Raw genomic sequence first — 21,605 nt, 5'->3', positions numbered from 1 at the left:
CCGGTCGCCACCGGAGAGGAGGAGCGACTGGTGGGCACCACTGATCCAGGCTCGGCCCGCGAGGAGGCCGAGCGCCTCGTCGCCATGCTGCTGGCCACCGCCCGGCTGACCGCCGCCGCGCCCGGCGCGGGGCCCTGGGGTCCGCTCGGTGGGATCCTCGCGGGTGTGCTCGGTCACAACCAGGGCGGAGCCGGTTCCGGTGACGGCCCGCCGCCCGCGACGGCAGGCAGCACCGGTTTCGCTACCGGAACGCCCGAATGCTGCGTCTGCCCGATCTGCCGGGGAATAGCCGCGTTGCGCGACCCGAGTCCGGAATTCGCCGAGCGGCTCGCCACCGGTGCCGGCGATCTGGCCGCCGGCGTGGCCAGCCTGCTGCGCGCCTTCGCCCCGGCCGAGCCCGCCGAGCCAGCCGGCCCCGCCGAGCCCGCCGCAGCCACCGACCCGGCCGCCCCCGACGAATCCGGCGAAACGCCCCCGGCGGGCGACCACGTCTGGCGCGAGGCGACCCGTACCAGGCATGATTCTCAGCCGGCACCCGAGCAGGATGTGTGGTCCGCCGCCACCCGGGGGGAGGGCACGGCCGCCGCGGGCGCCGTCGTGCCGCCCGCCGATGCCGCCGGGCCGGACGCGCACGCACCGATCCGGCCGCCGGCCGGCCGGCCCGTGGTGCCCGCCTCACGGGCGCCCGACGAGGTGGGCGAGGACGCACCAGGCGACGGGGCCTGACCACCGGACATCCCGGCAGCGCACGGTCGGTTCGGCCGCTGACGGGCAGCACAGCAGAGGGGAGTGGCAGCGGTGACGCTGACCATCGGAGTCGACGTCGGTGGCACGAAGGTGGCCGCGGGTGTCGTGGACGACACCGGCACCGTTCTCGTCCAGGCTCGACGGGACACCCCCGCCGAGGACGTCGCCAAGACCCGGGACGTCATCATCGAGGTCGTCACCGAGCTGGCCACCGGCCGTACCGTCGACGCGGTCGGCATCGGCGCGGCCGGCTGGATCGACGCCGCCCGCTCCACCGTGCTCTTCGCCCCCAACCTGGCCTGGCGGGACGAGCCGCTGCGGGAGTACGTCGGCAACGCCACCGGCCTGCCGGTGATCGTGGAGAACGACGCGAACGTGGCCGCCTGGGCGGAGTTCCGCTACGGCGCGGGCCGCGACGCCGACGACTCGATGGTCATGTTCACCATCGGCACCGGCGTCGGCGGCGGCATCGTGCTCGGCGGCGAGCTGCTCCGCGGCGCCCACGGCATCGCCGCCGAGCTGGGGCACATGCTCACCGTGCCGGACGGCCACCAGTGCGGTTGCGGCCGGCTGGGCTGCATCGAGCAGTACGCCAGCGGCAGCGCCCTGGTCCGCTTCGCCCGCGCCGCCGCCCGGCAGGAACCGCACCGGGCCACCGCCCTGCTGGAGCTGGCCGGCGGCGAAGCCGAAGCGATCACCGGGCCGATGGTGACCGCCGCGGCGCAGGGCGGCGACCCGGTTTCCGCCGAGGCGTTCGCCCAGGTCGGCCGCTGGCTCGGCACGAGCCTCGCCGACATGGCGCAGATCCTCGACCCGCAGGTGCTGGTCGTCGGGGGCGGTGTGGTGGAGGCCGGTGACCTGCTGATGGGCCCGACCCGGCGGTCGTACACGGACGCGCTCGCGGCGCGCGGCCGCCTCCCCGTCGCGCAGGTGCGCCCGGCCGAGCTGGGAAACGCGGCGGGCGTGATCGGCGCCGCCGACCTCGCCCGGCGGATCTGAGGTGGCCGGGCCGGGCGTACCGCTGCGGGTGATGTCCTACAACATCCACAGCCGGCGGGACGACACTGCCGCGCTCGCCGAGGTGGTCCGGTCGGCCGCCCCCGACGTGGTGATCGTTCAGGAGGGGCCGCGGCGGTTCCGGTGGCGGCAGAAGTGCGCCTCGCTGGCCGACGGGTTCGGCCTCGTCGTGGCGGCCGGCGGCCTGCCCGCACTGGGCAACCTGCTGCTGACCAGCCTGCGGGTCCGGGTGCTCGCCACCCGGTGCCAGCGCTACCCGCTGACTCCCGGGCGGCACCTGCGCGGCGCCGCGTACGCCGAGTGCCGGGTGGGCGGCAGCCGGTTCCTGCTGGCCGGTTCCCACCTGTCCACCGACCCCGCCGAGCGGCCGGCCCAGGCGAACGCGTTCAAGCGGGAGTTGGCCGCCACGCCGCTGCCGGTGGTCGCCGGCGCCGACCTCAACGAGGGGCCGGACGGATCGGCGTGGCGGACCGTCGCCGAGGGACTGACCGACACCGCGGTCGCCGCCGGTCGGGCCGCCCGGCCCACCTTTCCGTGCGCCGACCCGCAGCGCCGCATCGACGCCCTCTTCGTCGACCCGCGCATCACCGTCGTCGACCACGACGTCGTGGACACCCCGCGGGCCCGCCGGGCCAGCGACCACCTCCCGGTCCTGGCCGACCTGCTGCTGCCCGCCGCAGACTGAGCCACCGGCCCGGCGTGGTCACCGCGTCGGGGCTGGACAACGGCGGGCATTCTCGGCAGGATTTCGCACCGACCCGGCACGCGTGCCGTACAAAGGAGATTTGCGGTGTCCTCCTCCACCGACCTCGGCCGCCCCGGTCCGGACCCGACGGACGCCCCGACCGGGGACGACCGTCCGGTCTCCGACCGAGGCGACACCGTCTGCGTCATCGGCGCCGGGGCCAGCGGCCTCACCGCCGTGAAGAACCTTCGCGAGCACGGCTTCGGCGTCGACTGCTACGAGCGGGAGACCGGCATCGGCGGGGCGTGGAACTGGCGGCACGACCGCAGCCCGGTGTACGCCAGCACCCACCTCATCTCGTCCCGGCCGTTCACCCAGTTCCCCGACTTCCCGATGCCGGACGACTGGCCGGACTATCCGCACCACGCCCAGCTGCTGTCCTACTTCGAGCGCTACGCCGACCACTTCGACCTGCGCCAGCACGTCTGGTTCGGCACGGAGGTGGTCCGGGTGCAGCCGGTCGAGGGTGACCGGTGGGACGTGACCACCCGCAGCACCGGCGGGTACGGCCCGGAGCGCACCTCCCGCTACGCGGCGGTGGTGCTCGCCAACGGGCACAACTGGTCGCCGAAGCTGCCCCGCTACGAGGGGCTGGAGGAGTTCCGCGGCGAGGTCGTGCATGCCTCGTCCTACCAGGACCCGGCGCAACTGCGCGGCAAACGGGTGCTGGTGGTCGGCGCCGGCAACACCGGCTGCGACATCGCGGTCGAGGCGGCCCAGCAGGCGTCCCGCTGCTGGCACTCGACCCGCCGCGGCTACTGGTACGCCCCGAAGTACGTCTTCGGCCGCCCGGCCGACCAGGTCAACGACACGCTGCTCGCGCTGAGGGTGCCGCGGCGGGTGCGGCAGTGGCTCTACCACTGGACGCTGCGGCTGACCGTCGGCGACCTGACCCGGTTCGGCCTGCCCCGGCCGGACCACCGGGTCTACGAGACCCATCCGATCGCCAACAGCCAACTCGTCTACTACGTCGGCCACGGGCGGATCAACCCGGTGCCGGACGTGGCCCGGTTCCACGACCGCACGGTGGTGCTGACCGACGGCCGGGAGATCGACCCGGAGCTGGTCGTCTTCGCCACCGGCTACCTGCCGCGCTTCGAGTTCCTCGACGGAACGGTGCTCGGCGACGCCGAGGGGACCGGCCGCCCCCGGCTCTGGCTGAACGCCTTCACCGCCGGCCACCCCACCCTGGCCGTGGTCGGCCTGGTGCAGCCGGACTCCGGCATGTTCCCCATCTCGCACTGGCAGAGCGTGCTCTTCGCCCGGCTGCTGGCGCTGCGCGCCACCCGGCCGGACCGGGCCGCCGCGTTCGGCCGCCAGGTGGCCGCCGGCCTCGGCGAGCGGTACTCGGGGCGGGTCATGGACAGCACCCGGCACTGGTTCGAGGTCGGGCACCACGACTACCTGCGCGCGCTCCAGCGCGCCCTGTACGAGCTGGAGGGCAAATGACCAGGGAGCGGATCCGGGTCGTCCGGGCGTGGGAGTGGGCCCGCCCGGAGCGCCCGGCCCGCCGCGAGGTGCTGACCGAGGTGCCCGAGCTGGAGTCGGCGAAGCCGCCCCTGCTCTTCGTACCTGGGTTCGGGCACGGGGCGTGGGCGTTCGCCGAGCACTGGCTCGGGCACGCCGCGTCCCGCGGCTTCCCGGCGTACGCGCTGAGCCTGCGCGGGCACGGCGGCAGCGCGCCGGCACCGGAGGCGACGCTGCGGTCGTACACCCATGACGTGGTCCAGGCGGCGGCGGGCCTGCCCCGGCAGGCGGTGCTGGTGGGGCACGGCGCGGGCGCCCGGGTGGTGGCGCACGCCCTGGCCCGCTATCCGGCCCGGGCGGCGGTGCTGGTGGCGCCGGTGCTCGGCGGCTGGGCGACGTTCGGCACCGCGCTGCGCCGTAACCCGGTCGGCACGCTGCCGGCGGTCTTCGGCGGTGGCCTGCGGCTGCACCGCCGGCAGCTGTTCAGCCGGGAGCTGCCCGACGGCGAGGCCCGCCGGTATGCCGCGCGGCTGGGCCGGGCGAGCCGGCGGGCGCAGTGGCAGCTGCTCACCGGCCGGCAGCCGGAGCCGGCGGTGGGCCGCCCGCCGGTGCTGGTGCTGGGCAGCCCGGACGACCGGGTGGTGCCGCCGACCGCGCTGACCCGGGCGGCCCGCCGGTACGCCTCCGCCCCGCTGCTCTTCCCCGGCATGGGGCACGACCTGATGCTCGACGTCCGTTGGCGGGAGCCCATCGACGCGATCCTCGACTGGCTGGAGAAGGACCCGGCGCCGGCCGCCGGGTGAGCCCCCGGCGCGGGATCAGCCGGTCGCGGTGAGCCGGCCCGGCAGCGAGCCGGCCACGTCCAGGGCGCTCAGGTAGGACCGTGCCCAGGCGTGTATGTCGTTGCCGCGCAGGTGCTCGCGCATTCCCCGCATCCGGGTGGCGACGTCCTCCGGCGTGGCCCGCAGCGCCGCGAGCAGGCCCTGCTTGAGCCCCTCCAGGTCGTGCGGGTTGACCAGGTACGCCTGCTCCAGCTCGGCGGCGGCGCCGGCGAACTCGCTGAGCAGCAGCGCCCCGGTGTCGTCCACCCGGGTGGCGACGTACTCCTTGGCGACCAGGTTCATCCCGTCCCGCAGCGGGGTCACCGCCATCACGTCGGCGACCCGGTAGAGGGCGACCAGCTCGGTCCGGTCGAACGGCTGGCTGAGGTAGTGGATCGCCGGCTCGCCGACCCGGCCGAACTCGCCGTTGATCCGGCCGACCTGGTGTTCCACCCGGTCCCGCAGGATCTGGTTCTGCGCGACCCGGTCCCGGCTGCGCACCGCGACCTGGATCAGCACGGTGTCCTGGACCTTGACGTCGCCACTGGCCAGCAGCTCGCGGTAGGCCTTGAGCCGCTGCTCGATGCCCTTGGTGTAGTCCATCCGGTCGACGCTGAGGATGACGCGCTCGGGGTCGCCGAGGTCCTGGCGGAGCCGGCGGGCGCGCTCGGCGACCCCGGGATCGGCGGCGAGCGCGGCCACCTCGGCGGTGTCGACGGCGATGGGGAAGGCGCCGACCCGGACCTCCCGTTCGCCGACGCTGATCGACCGGTCGGTGGCGGGCAGCCCGAGCACCTTGGCCACCAGTTGGGCGAAGTTGTGCGCGGCCTGGGCCCGCTGGAACCCGATCAGGTCGGCGCCGAGCATGCCGCCCAGCAGCTCGGCCCGGCGGGGCAGCTGCATGAACAGCTCCGGCGGCGGGAACGGCACGTGCAGGAAGAAGCCGATCCGTAGGTCGGGACGGAGCTTCCGGAGCAGCCCGGGGACCAGCTGGAGGTGATAGTCCTGCACCCAGACCAGGCCGCCCGGCTCGGCCGCCGCCGCGGCGGCCTCGGCGAACCGCTGGTTGACCCGCTGGTACGCCTCCCACCAGCGGCGGTGGTGCTCGGGCTGCTCGACCGCGTCGTGGTAGAGCGGCCAGAGGGTGGAGTTGGCGAAGCCCTCGTAATGGTCGCGCAGGTCCTCGGCGGTGAGCGGCACACCGTGCATCCGGACGCCGTCCACGTCGGGCAGGTCGGGCGCGGGGCCGGTGCCGCCGGCCCAGCCGACCCAGGCGGCCGGGGTGTGCCGGAGCAGGGGGTGCAGAGCGCTCACCAGGCCGCCGGGGCTGCGGCGCCATTCGAAGGCGCCGTCCGGCGCCATGCTGTCGTCGATGGGCAGGCGGTTGGCCACCACCACGAGGGGACTCTGTCGCATCTCGGGCATTCCGATCAGCAGAGGACCGGCTACCGGAGCGACGGACAACCCGGACAGCCGGTGCGGGAAGTGACGTACGGCGGTATTCCTAACGACCGTAAGTTACACCACCGCTACCCGGGCGGCGCGGGTGGCCCGCGTAGCGGCCGGGTCAGACGACCGCGCCGTCGTCCGGGTCGTGCTCGTCGGAGTCGCCGGGGCGCAGCCGCCAGATCAGCATCACGAAGCCGGCCAGGATCCCGGTGAAACCGAGCAGCGTCACCACCAACGGGTCGGTGACCGGCAGCAGGGTGGGGGCGAGGAAGAGCATGAACCCGAGCACGATGCAGAGCACGCCGACCACCGCGTACTTCGAGAAGCGCGGCAGCGGGGGCGGCGGTGGCGGAGTGTAGTGCTCCTCGTCGTCGGGCAGGTCGGCGCCGAAGGTGTCCAGCCCGTCCAGGAGCGAGGGCTCGTCGGGCCGGCCACGGCTCACCGAGACCCCGGAGACGTCCGCCGCGTACGGCAGGCGCCGCAGGTCGGTGGCGGTCGGGCCGCCGCCCTCGTCGGTGCGGGCGGCGGCACCCGGGCCCGGGCCGGACGGGTCGACGGGGTCGTCGACGTCCTCGGCTGCCGGCCACGGGTGGCTGCCGGCGGCCGGCGCGGTGTGGAAGCCGGCCACAATCTTGGCCCATTCGGCGTCGACGTCCGGCTCGTCCCGGGCCGAGTCGCGGGCGCCCTCGTCGGTGAGCTGGGTGAGGTAGTCCCGCGCGGTGGTCAGGTGGGAGCGGTCGACGTAGAGCCGGTCGACCGGGCGGGGCGGGACGGTGGTGGTGCGGGTGACCGGGTTCAGGTCGGCGGAGGGTTGCAGATAGGCGGCGATCCCGCCGGCGGCGAGCACGTCGAGCAGGTGTTCGCCGACGCGCGGATCGACGTCGCCCGCGACCGCGTACTCGGCCGCGTCGAGCCCGTTGTCCCGCCGCCCTCGGCGGGCCCCACCCGCTGACACCGGACACCCTCCTCGCCGCACCTGTCGGTGCGTTCCGCCCCGGCGCCCCGTACGCCGTGCCCTGAATCGTGACACGCCGGATGCGGTTTCCGGGAGTGTCTTGTGGCGCGGCGTACGAAGTCGAAGCCCGGACGTTGGTCGCGACAGGGCTGCTATGTCCGTTCTTGTCAGGGATGTGTCAGGGGACACCTCACCTCCAGCCGGGTCAACAGGCGACGGCGGGACCGGTGTCGGCCACCGGCAGGCGAGCCAGCGCGAGCAGCCCCGGCGCCTCGTTGCGCCCGGCGAAGGCGCGCACCTCGGCCAGCGGCACGGCGAGCGCCGCACGCTCCCCGACCCGGTCCAACTCGGCCACGGCCAGGGCCAGGGCCAGCATCCGGTCGGTCACGTCCGGGATCCGGCCGTAGATCTCCGCGCCCGCCAGGTGCAGCTCGCCGGCCCGCCGGTGGTCACCGTCCGCCGCGGCGAGGGCCGCGGTCACCGTCCGCAGGGCCGCCTCCGACCAGGGCGTCCGATGGCCGAGCCGGTCGAGCATCGCCCGGACCCGCACCGCCGCGTCCCGGCCGGCCAGAGCGGCCGCGTACGCCGCGGCGGCGATCCACTCGCCGCTGGCCAGCGCGGGCACCGCCGACCACGAGTCGGCCAGCTCGTCGACCAGCTCCGCCGCCTCGTCCGCCCGGCCCTGCACGGCACGGCAGAGCGCGGCCATGCCGAGCATGGTCCAGCGCGGCCGGTGGAAGCCGCTGCGTCGGGCGCTGTCCAGTGCGGCGGCCACGTCGTCCCGATGCCGGGGCGCCTCCGCAACGGCACCGTCCCGCTGGGCGGGGGCCGGCCGGGGCGCCGGCGGCACCGGCTGTCCACGCAGCACCAGCAGGCACGAGCGCAGCCCCCGGACCTGCATGTCCCAGCCGCCGGTCGGGGTGTCCACGAACGCGTCGGCGGCGGCGATCAACCGGGCGAAGTCCCCGTCGAAGTACGCCCGCATCGCCTCGCCGGAGTAGCTGGTGGCCAGCGTCCGCCCGCCGCCCGTCGCCGTCGGCGTGGCGGAGAGCAGCGCGTTCGAACGCAGCCAGTCACCCTCCTCGCGCACCGCGTACGCCAGGTTCTGCAACGCCCGGGGCAGCGCGAGCAGCTGCTGGGCCCGGCTCAACTCGACCAGCTCGTGCAGCTCGTCCAGGCCCGACCGGTCACCGGCCTGATATCGCGCGGTGGCCGCGGTGATCCGCGCGTTGACGTTGACCTCCACGAGGCCGAGCCGAGCACCGATCCCGGCGGCTGTCTCCGCCGCGACGACCGTCGCGTCCCGCTCGTAGTTGAGCATGTGCAACCGGCCCAGCTCGGCGTACGCGTCCGCCTTCTGGGCGCTGTCCGGCAGCGGCTCGAACAGCTCCACCGCCCGGCCCAGGCAGGCCACCGCCGCGCCCCGGTCGGCGCGCAGCCAGGCCGCCTGGCCGAGCAGGGTCCAGGCACGGGCGGCGCAGGCCTCGTCGCGGTGCGCGAGCAGCCCGTCGGCGAGCGTGTGCAACTGCTCGGGCCCGCCGCCGGAGAGGAACGCGTTGCCGTCCCGGTAGAACGAGATCTCGGTGCTCAGCAGCTCCAGCTGCAGCCGGCCCACCGGGTCGCTGTCGTCGGCCAGGCTCAGCGCCCGACCGACGTGGGCGGCCGCGGCGTCCAGCCCGTGCAGGGCGTACGCCCGCCGGGCCGCCCGGTGCAGCGCGGCGCGGGCCGGGCCGGCGTAGCGGTGGGTGTCCATCCCCAGCGTGCGGGCGATCTCGTGCGCCGCCCACCGGTGGTGCGCGAGCACCTCGGCCAGGTCGGTGTCCCGGCTCTGCGACAGCGCGTCCAGCCAGTCCGCCGTCCGTTCGTGCCGGGCCACCCGCTCGGTACGCGGCAACCGTTGATAGCAGACGTCCCGGACCAGGACGTGCCGGAACCGCAGCTCCGGCTGCCCGGCCATCGTGGACGCCGCCTGCTCGTGCACGAAGTCGCGCTGTTCCAGCCGGCGCAGGGCCCGCTCCACCGACTCGACCGACTGGCCCAGCGCGGCGGCCACCGCCCCCGGCCAGAACTGCACGCCCACCACCGAGGCGGCCAGCAGCACCGTCCGGTCCTTCGCGTCGAGCAGGTCGACCCGGTTGGCGATCACCGCGTGCACGCTCTCCGGCATGGGCAGGTCGAGGTGCTTCTCCAACGACCAGCCGCGCCCCGACTGGCGCAGCGCGCCCTGCTCGATGAGCATCCGGACGTACTCGTGGGCGTAGAGCGGATTGCCGCCGGCCACCTCGACCAGCGGGGTGAGCATCTCGGCGGGGAACGCGGCCTGCCCGAACATGTGCGCGTAGAGGGAGGCGATGCCGGCGTCCCGCAGCGGGGGCAGGGTGATGGTGACCGAGCCGGTGATGGTCCCCGCCCAGGCCGGGTCCCGGTCGACCAGCTCGGGTCGGGCGGTGCAGAGCAGCAGCAGCGGCACCTCGCGGGCCGCCGTGCCGAGCAACTCGACGAAGCGCAGCATCGCCTCGTCGGCCCAGTGCAGGTCCTCGAAGACCAGCACGGTGGGGCGTCGGGCGGCCAGCGCCAGCAGGAACCGCCGCCACGCCGACTCGGCCTCCTCGGCGGGCAGCGCGGCGCCGGCCAGCCCGACCAGGGGCCGCAGCGCGTCGACGATCCGGTCCCGCTCGGCCGGGCCGACCAGTTCCGTGACCGCCGCGGTGAGCCGCTGCGCGGCGGTCGACGCGGGATCGGTGTCGAGGATGCCGGCCTCGGTCTTCACGATGTCGGCCAGCGCCGCGAAGGTGACATTTTCCCCGAACGGCGGGCATCGCCCGATACGCCAGGTCAGCGGCTCGTCGACCAGTCGCAGGGCGTGCCGGTAGAGCTCCCGGACCAGCCGGCTCTTGCCGATGCCGGCCCGACCGAAGACGGTCACGACCTGCGGGAGCCGGTCCCGCAGCGACCGGTGTAGGGCGTTGACCAGCAGGCCCAGCTCGTGTTCGCGGTCGATGAGCGGGGTGGTGTCCGGTTCCCGGTCGGTCGGCTGCCGGCGTACCGGGGCCAGGGCCAGCCAGACCTCGGTGGGGGTGGACCGCCCGCGCAGGGTGACCGGCGGCTGCTCCTCGTAGCGGATGGCATCCTTGGTCAGCGCGTGGGTGGCGCCGCAGACCAGCACCCCGCCGGGCGGGGCCACCGACTGCATCCGGGAGGCGGTGTTGACCACGTCACCGGCGACGATCGCCTGCCCGCCGTCGCGGGCGGCGGCCACGTCCACCAGCGCCTCTCCGGTCGCCACGCCGACCCGGAAGCGCAGCTCGTCATGGCCGGTCGGGGCGAACCGGGTGAGCACTCGTTGCAGCTCCAGCCCGGCCCGTACGCAGCGCAGCGCGTCGGTCTCGGTGGCCACCGGCGCTCCGAACAACGCCATCACGGCGTCGCCGATGTATTTCTCGACCACCCCGCCGTACTGCCCGACCACCCGTTTCGCGGCGGAGAAGAAGCCGGTCTGCATGCCCCGGACCTGCTCCGGGTCGGTCCGCTCGACGTACGGCGTGAAGTCGATCAGGTCGACGAAGAGGACGCTGACCCGGCGGCGGTCCTCCTGCGGCACGGCGGCCGGCGGCCGGGCGCCGGATCGGGGGGAGCCGCACGAGGTGCAGAAGGCCACGTCAACGGCGAGCGGGCGTAGGCAGTGCGGGCACATTGCCCCCAGCTCCGCGCCACAGCCGCCGCAGAAGCGGTCGCCCTCGGCGGCGGTACGTCCACAACGGTCACACTGCGCGGAGATGACACCCTCCACTGGTGGATCCTCCGGCCGGGTTCCGGCCGGGCGCCGCCTGCCGCGGCGTCCATCGCGAGTATCGCCGCCACGGGAACTGTCGGGTACCAGGCTGTTGGCTTGTGGACACTCGTCCGGGCGGTTGTCCGGACGGTTCACGGGCTAGATTCTCGTACCGAACGACCGCGATCAAGGGAGACACGCCATGGTGTACGTGAAGCTGGAGAGCGACTGGACCGACGCCAACGGGGTCGCGCACTCGGCGGGGGAGTCCGTCGACGTGGACGCCGCCACCCTCGCCGCGCTCCAGGCCGAGGGCATCGTCAGCGAGGGGTCCGGCGGTGGCAAGGAAGGCGGCAAGTGGGCCGGCCCGACCGGTGGCGGCGCCAACTGGGCGGGGCCGACCGGCGGCGGCAACGCCTGACACCGCGCGGGCAGCGCGCGATTCGCGGCCGTGGCGTCCGAACGCCACGGCCGCGTCATGCGTTCAGCGGTCGCTCATGCCGGCGCGGCGGCGCAACGCGGCCACGTCGGTCACCACGATCCGGCGGCCCTCGGTACGCAGCCACCCCCGATTGGCGAACGAGCCGATCGCCTGGTTGACGCTCTGTCGGGAGCCGCCGGCCATCTCGGCGAGCTGGCTCTGGTTGAGCTCAATCGTGATCATCGGGGCCTGGCTCTCGCCGGCCAGCCGGACCAGCGTCTTGGCCACCCGGCCGGGCAGGTCGAGGAAGACGTGGTCGGCGTTCTGCTCGGTGAGCCGGCGGATCAGCCCGCCGAGCGAACGCATCACCGCGTCGAGGATGCGCGGGTTGGAGTGCACCAGCTCCATGAACGCCGGGCGGGACAGCGCCAGGGCCGCGCAGTCCTCGATCGCCTCGGCCGAGGCGGACCGCGTCGAGGCGTCCAGCAGGGAGACCTCACCCAGCACATCCGGCGGCCGGATCACCGACAGCACGGCACGTTCACCGGTCGGGGCGGTGCGGAACACCGCGATCGCGCCGCGGCGCAGCACGATGAGGGAGTCGCCCGGGTCGTTCTCGACGAAGAGCAGCTGACCCTTGCGGTACGTACGCGGCACCGCCGCGGCGATGACCCGCTGTCGTACCTCGGGCTCGAGCCCGGCGAACATCTCGACGCCCGTGAGCGCGTCACCCGGCTCCGGCAGGCGAACCTCCACGGCCCAACCCCTCCCCGGTCAAGGACCACAATTCGCTCACCGGGTGAACCTGACCCCCGGCCGAGGTATCTGAACCGGTTCGGCGTCCGGTAGCGGTACACATCAGATCATGACGCTCCGGTCGCATGGTGTACACCCCTGGAGACACTTCCGTGACCGTTCCGAGCTGCGCCGCCGGCAATCCCGTCGACCTCGAGGGACGCCCCGGTGAACGGTGGTCGGCGCCGGTGGGCGAGGATGTTGGGGATGGTCTACCGCTACTTCTACGACTGCGAGTTCATCGAGGACGGCCGGATCGTCGACCTGGTGTCAATCGGCGTTGTCGACGAGTACGGCCGCGAGTTCTACGCGGTCTCCACCGAGTTCGACGACTCTCGGGCCATTCCCTGGGTGCGTCGCAACGTGCTGGACCGGCTGCCCTCCCCGGCCGACCGCGCCTGGCGGTCCCGGGAGCGCATCCGCGACGACCTCTACGAGTTCCTGCTGGAGCCCGTCCGCGACCGGCCGGGCGAGCAGATCGAGCTGTGGGCCTGGTACGCGGCGTACGACCACGTGGCGCTGGCCCAGCTGTGGGGGGCGATGCCGGCGCTGCCCCGGGAGATCCCCCGGTTCACCAAGGACCTGCGCCAGCTCTGGGACGACCGGGGCCGGCCGAGGCTGCCCGACGCCGAGGCGGACCGGCACGACGCCCTGGTCGACGCCCGGCACAACCTGGCCCGCTGGCGGGCGATGACACGCCAGACTACTGGCCGGTAGCCCCGGGGCGCGGTGCCGACGTACACCCGCGCGGGCTACAGTGCGCACAGACGGCCCGCCCCGGGCCGGCAACGGCGCCGATGGTCTGATTTGACGCATATCCTGGGGCTTATCCGGGCTTGACCTGATGCTCCAGGAGGAATGAGCAGATCATGCGTATCGGCGTGCTTACCGGCGGTGGCGACTGTCCTGGTCTCAACGCGGTGATTCGGGCGGTGGTCCGCAAGGGCGTCGCCACCTACGGTCACGAGTTCGTGGGCTTCCGGGACGGCTGGAAGGGCCCCCTGGAGGGCCTGTCCCGGCCGCTGGGCATCGCGGAGGTCCGCGGCATCCTGCCGCGCGGCGGCACCATCCTCGGCTCGTCGCGGACCAACCCCTTCAAGATCGAGAACGGCGTTGAGCGGATCAAGGAGAACCTCGCCGCCCAGGGCGTGGACGCACTGATCGCCATCGGCGGCGAGGACACCCTCGGCGTCGCCACCAAGCTCCACGAGCTGGACGTCAAGGTCGTCGGCGTGCCGAAGACCATCGACAACGACCTCGGCGCCACCGACTACACCTTCGGCTTCGACACCGCCGTCAACATCGCCATGGAGGCGATCGACCGGCTGCACACCACCGCCGAAAGCCACCACCGCACCCTGGTGGTCGAGGTGATGGGCCGGCACGCCGGCTGGATCGCCCTGCACGCCGGCCTCGCCGGCGGCGCCAACGTGATCCTGCTGCCCGAGCGGCAGTTCGACGTCGACCAGGTCGCCGGCTACGTCGAGAAGCGTTTCCAGCACCAGTACGCCCCGATCGTCGTGGTCGCCGAGGGCGCCCACCCGCTCGAAGGCCAGATGGTGCTGCACAACAAGGAGCTGGACTCCTTCGGCCACGTCCGCCTCGGCGGCATCGGCCAGTGGCTCGCCGAGCAGCTGGAGGCCAAGACCGGCAAGGAGGCCCGCACCGTGGTGCTCGGCCACATCCAGCGCGGTGGCACCCCGAGCGCCTTCGACCGGGTGCTCGCCACCCGCCTCGGCCTGCACGCCATCGACGCGGCGCACGAGGGCGACTGGGGCAAGATGGTCGCGATGAAGAGCACCGACATCGTCCGCGTCCCCCTCGCGGACGCCACCCGGGAGCTGAAGACCGTGCCGCTGGAGCGGTACGCCGAGGCCGAGGTCTTCTTCGGTAGCTGACCGACGGTCGGTGGCGCGGCGGGCCCACCCGGGTCCGCCGCGCCCCGCCGCCTGCGAGAGGGGTACGGCGTCATGGCACCCGAGGTGCACACGGTCGCGGTGATCGGCGCGGGCAAGATCGGCGAGCTGATGCTCTCCGGGCTGCTGCGCTCCGGCTGGCCGGCGGAACGGCTGCTCGCCACCGCCCGGCGGCCCGCCCGCGCCGAGGAACTGGCCACCCGCTACGGCGTACGGGTGGTCGACAACCTCACCGCGGTCGACGAGGCGGCGGTGCTCGCCGTATCGGTGAAGCCGCAGGACGCGGGGGCGCTGCTGGAGGAGATCGGCCCCAAGGTGCCCGCCGACAAGCTGATCATCTCGCTCTGCGCCGGCCTGCCCACCACCTTCTTCAGCCGGCGGCTGCCCGAGGGCGTCCCGGTGGTCCGGGTGATGACCAACACCCCGGCCCTGGTCGACCAGGCGATGACCGCGATCTCGGCCGGCACGTACGCCACCGGCGCGCACCTGGCCCTGGCCGAGGAGATGTTCAAGCCGCTCGGCGCGACCGTCCGGGTCCCCGAGTCCCAGCAAGACGCGGTGACCGCCCTCTCCGGCTCCGGCCCCGCCTACTTCTATTTGCTGGTCGAGGCCATGATCGACGCCGGCATCCTGCTCGGCCTGCCCCGGCAGGTCGCGCACGAGCTGATCGTGCAGACCGCCATCGGCTCGGCGGTCATGCTCCGCGACTCCGGCGAGCATCCCGTCAAGCTCCGCGAGGCGGTCACCTCACCGGCCGGCACCACCATCTCCGCCATCCGCGAGCTGGAAAACCACGGCGTACGCGCGGCCATGCTCGCGGCGCTGGAAGCCGCCCGCGACCGCGCCCGCGAACTCGCCGCCCAAGCCGACTGACCCGGCCCCACCCCGCCCGTCGATCGTTGGCGGCTGATTGACGCGACACGCCGGGGCGACCACACCTCAGCCGCCAACGATCACCGCGCGAGCTCTCGCCCTGCCGGCTGCCAACTCGACCCTCGTGCCGCTGGCTTGCGAATGGGGCGCCGAAGCGCAGCTTGGCCAGGGGCGATGGGCCGCGTCGACTCTTGCGGTGGGCCATCCATTCGGGCCGCCAGGCGAATTTTCCAACACCCGGCTGATTGCACACTGAGCTTCCGCCGGGAGCGCTGTCAGACCCTCAGTCGAACTGGATGGTGGCATCATCCGCGCTGATGAGCTGCCCTGCCCCGATGAAGCGTCGGGCCACCAGCAAGCCGGCATCGTGGGCGTCCAAACCGCCGTGACTCGCCGAGGCGTTCGTCACGAGCCACGGCCTGAGATCCTGCTCGAAGGCGTCTACCGCTGACTTCAACACGCAGCTTTCGGTCGCCACACCGCAGAAGACGAGGTCCGTCCAGCCCTCTTGGGCGGCGAGATTCGCTCCCTCGCTCGTGAAGTATGAGTAGATCCGCTTGTCGATCACTGCTCGTGCCCGGGTGGCGTGCTGGCTCAGCTCGGGCACGATCTCCGTTTCTGGCGGATGCTGCACGGCCGTCCAATGGATCAGCCGCTCAAAAGGGCTGCCCGGATAGTTGTGGTAGCGAGTGAACACGACCGGCCTGCCCGTCGCCTCCCACCGCTCGACCAACTCCACCACCTTGGGAATGACGTGTCGGCTCCGGTCGTTGATGAAGCCGTTCTGCATGTCGATGACGATCAGAGCCGCCCGCGTAGTGCTCATGCGCTGACTCTGCCACCCATACCTCGGCCTCGCGAAGCGCCGCTTGGGCTTGCGTCAGGCGCTCCGGTAGGCCGCTCGTCGTCACGGCAGCCTGGCGCATCAAGCAATGCTGTGCTGTCTCCTGAACGCGGGCGGTCGTGAGCCGCGAGTGGGCAGCCCTCAGGAAGCGCCAGCCGAACGCTGGCGGCATCACCGGGTCTCGGCTCTCCTCCACTGCCCGTTGGATGTGCCGGCAGTAGGCCCAGAGCATCTGCACATCGACCTCAAGCGAGACCAGTTCATCAACGTTGAGGGCTCGATCCGGCGAGAGTGCGTGGTAAGCCAGTCCTGACCAGGTTGCGAAGCCGACGGAGACGCCGGGGATTCCGAAGGGCTCGGCACTGGGCTGCTCGAAGCCCTCGGCCAACAACCTCCGCTCGACATGCTCGGAAACTGGCTCTGATCGAGGCGGCGCATTGCGGTTGACCAGCACGGACGGAAGGCTCAACAAACGGACGGCATTGTCGAGGTCCTCGCGGCGGCACCCCGGCTCGTGCAGGAGGTACATCGACATCACGTACTCCGGCGTCGCCGCTTGGCTGTCAGGCTGGTTCGACAGGAGTCGTGCGATCTGGTGGGCTGCCCACGGCAGATCGTCCTTGTAGCTGGTGTACCGCCACGCCGCGAGTTCTGCGAGGCTCGCCGGGGCGACGTCCTGCTGAAGGTGTAGCACCACCACACCACAGGCGAAGACGTGAGCCAGGCACCGACCGCCCGGATGCGACACCCTTATTACCGACACGTCCAGCCACTCGTGAGGGCGGGGCTGCGCCTGCGGCAACACGGCCAGCATGTCCGCCGCTGATGTGCCGATGTAGGCCGGGATGAACTTGTGAGACTGGATGCGGTAGGCGCCTCCCGCCCCAGCAGGGTCGGCGGTCTCATCGCCCGTTGCAGCACAGAACCGGCTGACGGCTTGGCCGCTGGCCCTGGTCAGAGCGGTGTCGAGGGCGGCTTGCATCTCGGGTCGGGGCCGCACCGCTTCCTTGCCGGCCTCCCACTTGGACACCGTGCGCTCGCTGACGCCGAGATGTTCGGCGAAGTCGCGGATGCTCATGCGCAGGGCGTGTCGCAGCGCCCGGGTTTCTCGGCCGGTCCATGTCTGCACGGTCGTCATCGGCACGCCTCCGATCGCATCGAGACCGGCCGTTCAGCAGCTTAGCGGCTTGACTTCAGAGCAGGTACAGCGCAGGTGCAGAGCGTAGTCGTACCGCTTGATCGGCAGGTTGACCAGGGTGGACGCATGGCCCGGGGCGGGTGCTGGGCTCCGGTGGGGCTTTCCCCCGATCGCATCTCCACCGTCCCCACCCGCTCCGGTGCCGCTCCACTTTGTTAACAAGGGGCCCCTGCTCTACCGAATGCGTTAATAGGGGCCCCGTCCTTTCAAGGAGGCGGCGGTGCTGGTCGACTACCTGGCCGGGGTGCTGTGGGCGCTCGACGTGCCGGCCGATGCGGTCGCCGCGGCGCGGCGGGCCTTCGCGGACGAGGCCGGCTCGTGACCGCTGCCCTCGCCGCGTCGTGGTCCGCCACCCTGCGGTACGCCCACCAGGCGGCCGACCACTTCTGGTGCACGATCGAGGATCGCCACCGGGGGCTGCTGCCGGAGCGGACGGCCGGCGTGTTCCTCGCCGCGCTGGGGCGGCTCGCCAGCGGCGGCGACGACCCGGCCGGGCGGGCGGCGCTGCTGGCCGTGCTCGGCCGCGCCTACCGGCGCTACCGGCTGCTGCCGCACCAGCTCGCCATCGAGGCCGCGCTGACCGCCACCGTCGCCCGCCACACACCGTGGACACCCGAGCTGACGGCGGCCTGGGCGCGGGCGGCACAGCATGCGTCGACGGCGGCGATCGACAGCGCCGAGCGGGCCGGCGACGGCCCGGCCTGGTGGCCGGCCCAGGTCATCGACCGCGACCGGGCCGCCAAGGGCATCACCATCCTGACCGTACGCCCCTGGCAGCGCCTGCTCTTCCGGCCCGGCCAGGCGGTGCCGGTCTGCACCGAGCGTTGGCCCGGCCGCTGGCGCTGGTTGTCACCGGCCAACGCGCCACGCCCCGACGGTACCCTCGAATTCCACGTCCGGGCCGTCGCCGCCGTCTCCCGCGCCCTGGTCCACTCGGTACGCCCCGGCGACCCGCTCTGGCTCGGCCCGCCGCGCGACACGGGTCTGACCCTCGACCCGGCCTCGGCGGCGGACCTGCTGCTGGTGGCCGGGGGCACCGGGCTTGCGCCGCTGCGCGCCCTGGTCGAGCAGGTGGCCGCGTCGCCGGCCGGGCGGGTGACGCTGGTCGTCGGCGCGCGTAGCTTCGCCGACCTCTACGACGCGGTCAGCCTGGACAAGCTCCAGTGTGCGCACGACTGGCTGACCGTCGTGCCCGCCTTCTCGCACGATCCGCTCGCCGAGCCGGGGGCGCGGGGTGACGCGCTCACCGTGGCACTGGAGCATCATCGGCCCGGCCAGGAGGTTTACCTGTGTGGGCCGCCGCCGATGGTGGCCGGGTCGCGGCTGCGGCTGCTCGCCGCCGGGGTGCCGGCCGAGCGGGTCCACCTGCCCGACGGGTTCGCCGGCTGATGGCCGTCTACCGCAGCCGCAACGCGCTCGCCGGCCCGCTCACCCCGGGCCGTATCCGCGAGCTGCCGCTACCGCGCACCCCGCTCGGCCGGCGTGGCTACCGGCCCGGGGACGTCGACGCCCTGCTGCACCGGCTCGCATACGAGGTGGGAGAGCGGAGTCGGCGGCTCGATCTTGTGCAGGAGGAGAACCGTCGCCTGAAGCACGCCCTCCGCACCTGGCAGACCCGCCAAGCGTCCGCACGATGAGCATCACATCCCGCTCCCGCCGCACCCGCTGTCTCTATCGTTTTTTTCGTTTCTACGGGTATGGTGGAACCGGAATTCGAGATGGTCGGAGGGTGATCTTGTGACGGTGGTGCCCGCAGGCGGGTTGGAGCCCAACGGCGAGGAGCTGCGGCGTTTTGCCCGGCGATCCCTTCGCGGGCGGCGACTGCAGTTGATCGTCGATGGGGCGGAGCCGGTCGATGTGCCGCCGGTCGTGGGCGAGGCTCTGGCCGAGGTGGTGTCGATCCTCGGTCGAGGACGGCCGGTCCGGATCATGCCGGAGAGTGTTGAGCTTTCGACTGGCGAGGCCGCCGCGATCCTCGGAGTGACCAGGCCAACGGTGGTCAAGTTGATGAACGACGGCGTGCTGCCATATACCCGCCCCAACTCCAGCCGCCGGGTCGCACTGCATGACGTGCTGACTTACAAGGAACGACGCTCGAGGGCGCGTCGTGAGGCGCTGGACGAGTTGACTGCGGACGCGATCGACATGGGCGTCTACGACGAGGCTATTCGGCGTGGCCGCCAGCCGTCCGACGATCAGCCGGGTGCGTGACGCGCTCTGATGATCGTCGCCGTGCTGGATGCCTGCGTCCTCGTACCCAGTGTGCTCGCCGACACCCTGCTGCGCTGCGCCGAGCAGGATCTCTATCGCCCGGTCTGGTCCCGAGTAATCCTCGACGAGGTGCTTCGGAACCTTCCGCCTGCGGTTCGCGGTGCCAAGGCGGAGCGCCGGGTTGAGGCCATGCGAGAGCACTTTCCGGAGGCGATGGTTTCCGGGTATGAGCAACTCATCAACGAGATGACCAACGATCCCAAGGATCGCCACGTGCTCGCCGCCGCCGTCGCCGCAGATGCGGAGGCGATCGTCACGGCCAACCTTCGTGACTTCCCAGACCACGCGCTTGCGCCGTACGCCATTGAGGCTTTGCACCCGGACGACTTCCTCTGCACCCTGTTGGACGCCGCCCCGGATCGCATTACGGACATCATCCTGCAGCAGGCGGCAGCTACCGGGAGGGACGGTCGGCCGAAGCTCAGCCTCGATGATGTCCTCGCCGGTCTCGCTGGCTGCAGGGTGACCCGGTTCGCCCACCAGGTCTCTGTAGAGCTGGCGACTGGTCGGTAACTGCCCGCCGGGTTCGCCGACTGATGGGTGACTGTCGTGCGCCTTCCCGCGACGCCGTCTGCGGCGGGTGGTGGCGCGACGGCGGTGAGGTCAGGCGACCGGGGGTGCCAGGTAGGTCACCGGGGTGCCGCAGTAGCTGGGCGGGAGGGTGATGACCGGGCTGCGGCACACCTGGATCACGACGCGGTTGACGCTCGCCTTGGTGGCGTTGCCGGGCATGGTGAACGTGAACGGCACCACGCTGTTGTCGGCCGTCCGGGTCTGCCGGTCGACTTCGACGGTTCCGGCGTAGGCGATGAACGTGGCGCTGCTGTAGTACCCGTCGCTGGCGCAGGTGCCGGGGCCGTTGAGCACCGGTCGGTCGGTGAGCTTGCCGTTGACGTCGACGCCGAGCACCGGCAACGGTGAAGCGGTGCCGAAGCGCCAGCCGAGGGTGCCCTCGGTGACGCCGTACCGGCAGGCATCGCCGGAGTCGGCGTAGAACGGCTGGCTGATGGTGGCGGCGTGGGCGGTGCCCGGAACGGCAACCACCGCCAGCGGGGCGGCCAGGGCGGCCACGAAGCGAGCTGCTCTCATCGTTGGTTCCTCTCCGGGTGCCGGCAATCAGCAGAAACGACAGTCATCGATATGTTAGAAGTTCTGCCCGCTGCGGTAAAGCCGCCTGCGGCTGATCCTCACCTTCCGCGAGCGGGGTGTGTGGACGGTCGGCCTGCTGGCCAGTGATCTTGGTGGCGTTGGTGCTGATTCGTCTGGATAAATGCCTATCGGCATTCCCTGCGAATTGATGATCTTCCGTCCCGGCTCGATCTATTGGTATCAATCTCGCACCATCACTTCCCACCCCCAGGAGTGAACCGTGCGGAGAACCCGTCTTGCCACCCTCGCCCTGGCCCTGGCGTCATCGCTCGGCGTCACGCTGAGCTTGGCCGTCCCCGCCCAGGCCGCCGCGACCGACCGCTACGTCGCGCTCGGCGACTCGTACGCCTCGGGCGTCGGCGCCGACAGCTACACCTCCGAGAGCGGGTCCTGCATGCGCAGCAACAACGCCTACCCCGCGCTCTACAACACCAACATCAAACCGGCCTCGTACCGCTCGGTGGCCTGCTCCGGCGCGACCACGGCCGACGTCATCAACAACCAGCTCTCCGCGCTGTCGTCGACCACCACGTTGGTCAGCGTGACGATCGGCGGCAACGACGTGGGCTTCTCCAACATCATGACCACCTGCGTCCTGCAGGGCGAGAGTCAGTGCATCGCCGCCGTCCAGGCGGCCGAGGACAAGGCCCGCTCCGAGCTGCCCGGCAAGCTCGCCAACGTCTACAACGGCATCAAGGGCAAGGCACCCTCGGCGCGGGTGGTGGTCGTCGGCTACCCGGCCTTCTATCAGCTCGGCATGGTCTGCGTCGGGCTCACCGAGAAGTCCCGCGCGAAGATCAACGAGGGCATCAACCTGCTGGACGACATCACGAAGACGGCCGCCACCTCGGCCGGGTTCAAGTTCGCCGACGTCCGGTCCGCCTTCGTCGGTCACCAGCTGTGCAGCTACGGCGAGAAGTGGCTGCACGCTTTGAACTTCCTCAACCTCACCATCTCGTACCACCCGACGGCCGCCGGGCAGTCCGGCGGCTACTACCCGGTCTTCCGCTCCACCGCGGGCTGAGTCGCAGCCGCACGCACGGGCCGCGCCGATCCTCGTCCAAGATCGGCGCGGCCCGCTGCATGGCCAGGACAGACGCGCGGCCGGGACAGACGGGCGGTCAGGATTGACGGCCGGGCGGGAAACCGTGATCCTGGGCGAGCG

Annotated in this window: 21 protein-coding genes; 14 read left to right on the top strand and 7 right to left on the bottom strand. The window is 72.4% G+C overall.

Annotation, left to right across the window (positions count from 1 at the left end):
* The first annotated feature begins 30 nt into the window (after positions 1-30).
* From ABZ671_RS23125 to ABZ671_RS23105, 5 genes are all read left to right on the top strand, one after another.
* Complete coding sequence (locus tag ABZ671_RS23125; RefSeq protein WP_357861632.1) at positions 31-726, top strand: hypothetical protein; 696 nt, start codon at positions 31-33, stop codon at positions 724-726.
* 63 nt (positions 727-789) lie between these two features.
* Positions 790-1,746, top strand: a complete 957-nt coding sequence (locus tag ABZ671_RS23120; protein ID WP_357861629.1) for an ROK family glucokinase — start codon at positions 790-792, stop codon at positions 1,744-1,746.
* Between the two features lie 31 nt (positions 1,747-1,777).
* On the top strand, positions 1,778-2,449 hold the full coding sequence (locus ABZ671_RS23115; RefSeq protein WP_357861663.1) for an endonuclease/exonuclease/phosphatase family protein: 672 nt from the start codon (positions 1,778-1,780) through the stop codon (positions 2,447-2,449).
* 207 nt (positions 2,450-2,656) lie between these two features.
* Positions 2,657-3,958 carry an NAD(P)-binding domain-containing protein gene (locus tag ABZ671_RS23110; RefSeq protein WP_357861660.1) on the top strand — a complete coding sequence of 434 codons (1,302 nt, stop codon included), beginning with the start codon at positions 2,657-2,659 and terminating at the stop codon, positions 3,956-3,958.
* Positions 3,955-4,779: an alpha/beta fold hydrolase gene (locus tag ABZ671_RS23105; protein WP_357861627.1), complete on the top strand. Its 825-nt coding sequence runs from the start codon at positions 3,955-3,957 to the stop codon at positions 4,777-4,779. Before ABZ671_RS23110 ends, ABZ671_RS23105 begins: the two co-directional genes overlap by 4 nt.
* Positions 4,780-4,794: 15 nt before the next feature.
* Here ABZ671_RS23105 and ABZ671_RS23100 read toward each other — a convergent pair whose 3' ends face one another.
* The 3 genes from ABZ671_RS23100 to ABZ671_RS23090 all read right to left on the bottom strand — a co-directional run bounded on the left by ABZ671_RS23100 (position 4,795) and on the right by ABZ671_RS23090 (position 10,991).
* The gene (locus tag ABZ671_RS23100; protein WP_357861625.1) at positions 4,795-6,213 is read right to left on the bottom strand and encodes a trehalose-6-phosphate synthase; all 1,419 of its coding nucleotides are present in this window, start codon (positions 6,211-6,213) and stop codon (positions 4,795-4,797) included.
* 151 nt (positions 6,214-6,364) lie between these two features.
* Positions 6,365-7,201, bottom strand: a complete 837-nt coding sequence (locus ABZ671_RS23095; RefSeq protein ID WP_357861623.1) for a DUF308 domain-containing protein — start codon at positions 7,199-7,201, stop codon at positions 6,365-6,367.
* 205 nt (positions 7,202-7,406) lie between these two features.
* A complete protein-coding gene (locus ABZ671_RS23090; RefSeq protein WP_357861621.1) occupies positions 7,407-10,991 on the bottom strand; it encodes an adenylate/guanylate cyclase domain-containing protein in 3,585 nt (1,194 codons plus the stop codon).
* Positions 10,992-11,175: 184 nt separating this feature from the next.
* Between ABZ671_RS23090 and ABZ671_RS23085 the strand changes: the two genes are divergently transcribed.
* Positions 11,176-11,394: a hypothetical protein gene (locus tag ABZ671_RS23085; RefSeq protein WP_357861619.1), complete on the top strand. Its 219-nt coding sequence runs from the start codon at positions 11,176-11,178 to the stop codon at positions 11,392-11,394.
* Between the two features lie 63 nt (positions 11,395-11,457).
* Here the strand turns inward: ABZ671_RS23085 and ABZ671_RS23080 are convergent, their stop codons facing one another.
* Positions 11,458-12,150: a Crp/Fnr family transcriptional regulator gene (locus tag ABZ671_RS23080; RefSeq protein ID WP_357861617.1), complete on the bottom strand. Its 693-nt coding sequence runs from the start codon at positions 12,148-12,150 to the stop codon at positions 11,458-11,460.
* A gap of 246 nt (positions 12,151-12,396) precedes the next feature.
* On the opposite strand from ABZ671_RS23080, the gene ABZ671_RS23075 reads away from it, so the two are divergent.
* From ABZ671_RS23075 to proC, 3 genes are all read left to right on the top strand, one after another.
* Entirely contained in the window at positions 12,397-12,906 is a 510-nt protein-coding gene (locus ABZ671_RS23075) for a polyadenylate-specific 3'-exoribonuclease AS (protein WP_357861615.1), read from the top strand.
* Between the two features lie 152 nt (positions 12,907-13,058).
* The gene (locus tag ABZ671_RS23070) at positions 13,059-14,087 is read left to right on the top strand and encodes a 6-phosphofructokinase (RefSeq protein WP_357861613.1); all 1,029 of its coding nucleotides are present in this window, start codon (positions 13,059-13,061) and stop codon (positions 14,085-14,087) included.
* Between the two features lie 72 nt (positions 14,088-14,159).
* Positions 14,160-14,978 (top strand): pyrroline-5-carboxylate reductase, encoded by an 819-nt coding sequence (gene proC / locus ABZ671_RS23065; RefSeq protein ID WP_357861611.1) that lies wholly within the window; start codon positions 14,160-14,162, stop codon positions 14,976-14,978.
* Positions 14,979-15,261: 283 nt separating this feature from the next.
* Here proC and ABZ671_RS23060 read toward each other — a convergent pair whose 3' ends face one another.
* Complete coding sequence (locus ABZ671_RS23060) at positions 15,262-15,729, bottom strand: isochorismatase family cysteine hydrolase (RefSeq protein ID WP_357861658.1); 468 nt, start codon at positions 15,727-15,729, stop codon at positions 15,262-15,264.
* A complete protein-coding gene (locus tag ABZ671_RS23055; protein ID WP_357861609.1) occupies positions 15,635-16,960 on the bottom strand; it encodes a helix-turn-helix transcriptional regulator in 1,326 nt (441 codons plus the stop codon). Before ABZ671_RS23055 ends, ABZ671_RS23060 begins: the two co-directional genes overlap by 95 nt.
* A gap of 378 nt (positions 16,961-17,338) precedes the next feature.
* Between ABZ671_RS23055 and ABZ671_RS23050 the strand changes: the two genes are divergently transcribed.
* The 4 genes from ABZ671_RS23050 (at position 17,339) to ABZ671_RS23035 (ending at position 19,804) form a co-directional block, all read left to right on the top strand.
* Positions 17,339-18,409 carry an oxidoreductase gene (locus ABZ671_RS23050; protein WP_357861607.1) on the top strand — a complete coding sequence of 357 codons (1,071 nt, stop codon included), beginning with the start codon at positions 17,339-17,341 and terminating at the stop codon, positions 18,407-18,409.
* On the top strand, positions 18,409-18,657 hold the full coding sequence (locus ABZ671_RS23045; RefSeq protein WP_357861605.1) for a hypothetical protein: 249 nt from the start codon (positions 18,409-18,411) through the stop codon (positions 18,655-18,657). The genes ABZ671_RS23050 and ABZ671_RS23045 overlap by 1 nt, the downstream gene beginning before the upstream one ends.
* A 100-nt stretch (positions 18,658-18,757) precedes the next feature.
* Positions 18,758-19,231 carry a helix-turn-helix domain-containing protein gene (locus tag ABZ671_RS23040; protein ID WP_357861603.1) on the top strand — a complete coding sequence of 158 codons (474 nt, stop codon included), beginning with the start codon at positions 18,758-18,760 and terminating at the stop codon, positions 19,229-19,231.
* A 9-nt stretch (positions 19,232-19,240) separates the two neighbouring features.
* Complete coding sequence (locus tag ABZ671_RS23035) at positions 19,241-19,804, top strand: PIN domain-containing protein (RefSeq protein WP_357861601.1); 564 nt, start codon at positions 19,241-19,243, stop codon at positions 19,802-19,804.
* A 90-nt stretch (positions 19,805-19,894) separates the two neighbouring features.
* On the opposite strand, the gene ABZ671_RS23030 is transcribed toward ABZ671_RS23035, so the two are convergent.
* Positions 19,895-20,380 carry a hypothetical protein gene (locus tag ABZ671_RS23030; protein WP_357861599.1) on the bottom strand — a complete coding sequence of 162 codons (486 nt, stop codon included), beginning with the start codon at positions 20,378-20,380 and terminating at the stop codon, positions 19,895-19,897.
* A 280-nt stretch (positions 20,381-20,660) separates the two neighbouring features.
* On the opposite strand from ABZ671_RS23030, the gene ABZ671_RS23025 reads away from it, so the two are divergent.
* Positions 20,661-21,464, top strand: a complete 804-nt coding sequence (locus tag ABZ671_RS23025) for an SGNH/GDSL hydrolase family protein (RefSeq protein ID WP_357861597.1) — start codon at positions 20,661-20,663, stop codon at positions 21,462-21,464.
* Positions 21,465-21,605 lie beyond the last annotated feature (141 nt).

This window comes from Micromonospora sp. NPDC006766, assembly GCF_040636055.1.
Classification (GTDB): domain Bacteria; phylum Actinomycetota; class Actinomycetes; order Mycobacteriales; family Micromonosporaceae; genus Micromonospora.
The sequence above is the reverse complement of the archived record's forward strand: the minus strand, read 5'-3'. Positions and strand labels throughout refer to the sequence as shown.

Bases quoted from the DNA above. Each gene is read 5' to 3' on its own strand.
- ABZ671_RS23115 (WP_357861663.1), top strand. From the start codon at position 1,778: ATGTCCTACAACATCCACAGCCGGCGGGACGACACTGCCGCGCTCGCC.
- ABZ671_RS23105 (WP_357861627.1), top strand. From the start codon at position 3,955: ATGACCAGGGAGCGGATCCGGGTCGTCCGGGCGTGGGAGTGGGCCCGC.
- ABZ671_RS23100 (WP_357861625.1), bottom strand. From the start codon at position 6,213: ATGCGACAGAGTCCCCTCGTGGTGGTGGCCAACCGCCTGCCCATCGAC.
- ABZ671_RS23085 (WP_357861619.1), top strand. From the start codon at position 11,176: ATGGTGTACGTGAAGCTGGAGAGCGACTGGACCGACGCCAACGGGGTC.
- ABZ671_RS23075 (WP_357861615.1), top strand. From the start codon at position 12,397: ATGGTCTACCGCTACTTCTACGACTGCGAGTTCATCGAGGACGGCCGG.
- ABZ671_RS23070 (WP_357861613.1), top strand. From the start codon at position 13,059: ATGCGTATCGGCGTGCTTACCGGCGGTGGCGACTGTCCTGGTCTCAAC.
- proC (WP_357861611.1), top strand. From the start codon at position 14,160: ATGGCACCCGAGGTGCACACGGTCGCGGTGATCGGCGCGGGCAAGATC.
- ABZ671_RS23055 (WP_357861609.1), bottom strand. From the start codon at position 16,960: ATGACGACCGTGCAGACATGGACCGGCCGAGAAACCCGGGCGCTGCGA.
- ABZ671_RS23045 (WP_357861605.1), top strand. From the start codon at position 18,409: ATGGCCGTCTACCGCAGCCGCAACGCGCTCGCCGGCCCGCTCACCCCG.
- ABZ671_RS23035 (WP_357861601.1), top strand. From the start codon at position 19,241: ATGATCGTCGCCGTGCTGGATGCCTGCGTCCTCGTACCCAGTGTGCTC.
- ABZ671_RS23030 (WP_357861599.1), bottom strand. From the start codon at position 20,380: ATGAGAGCAGCTCGCTTCGTGGCCGCCCTGGCCGCCCCGCTGGCGGTG.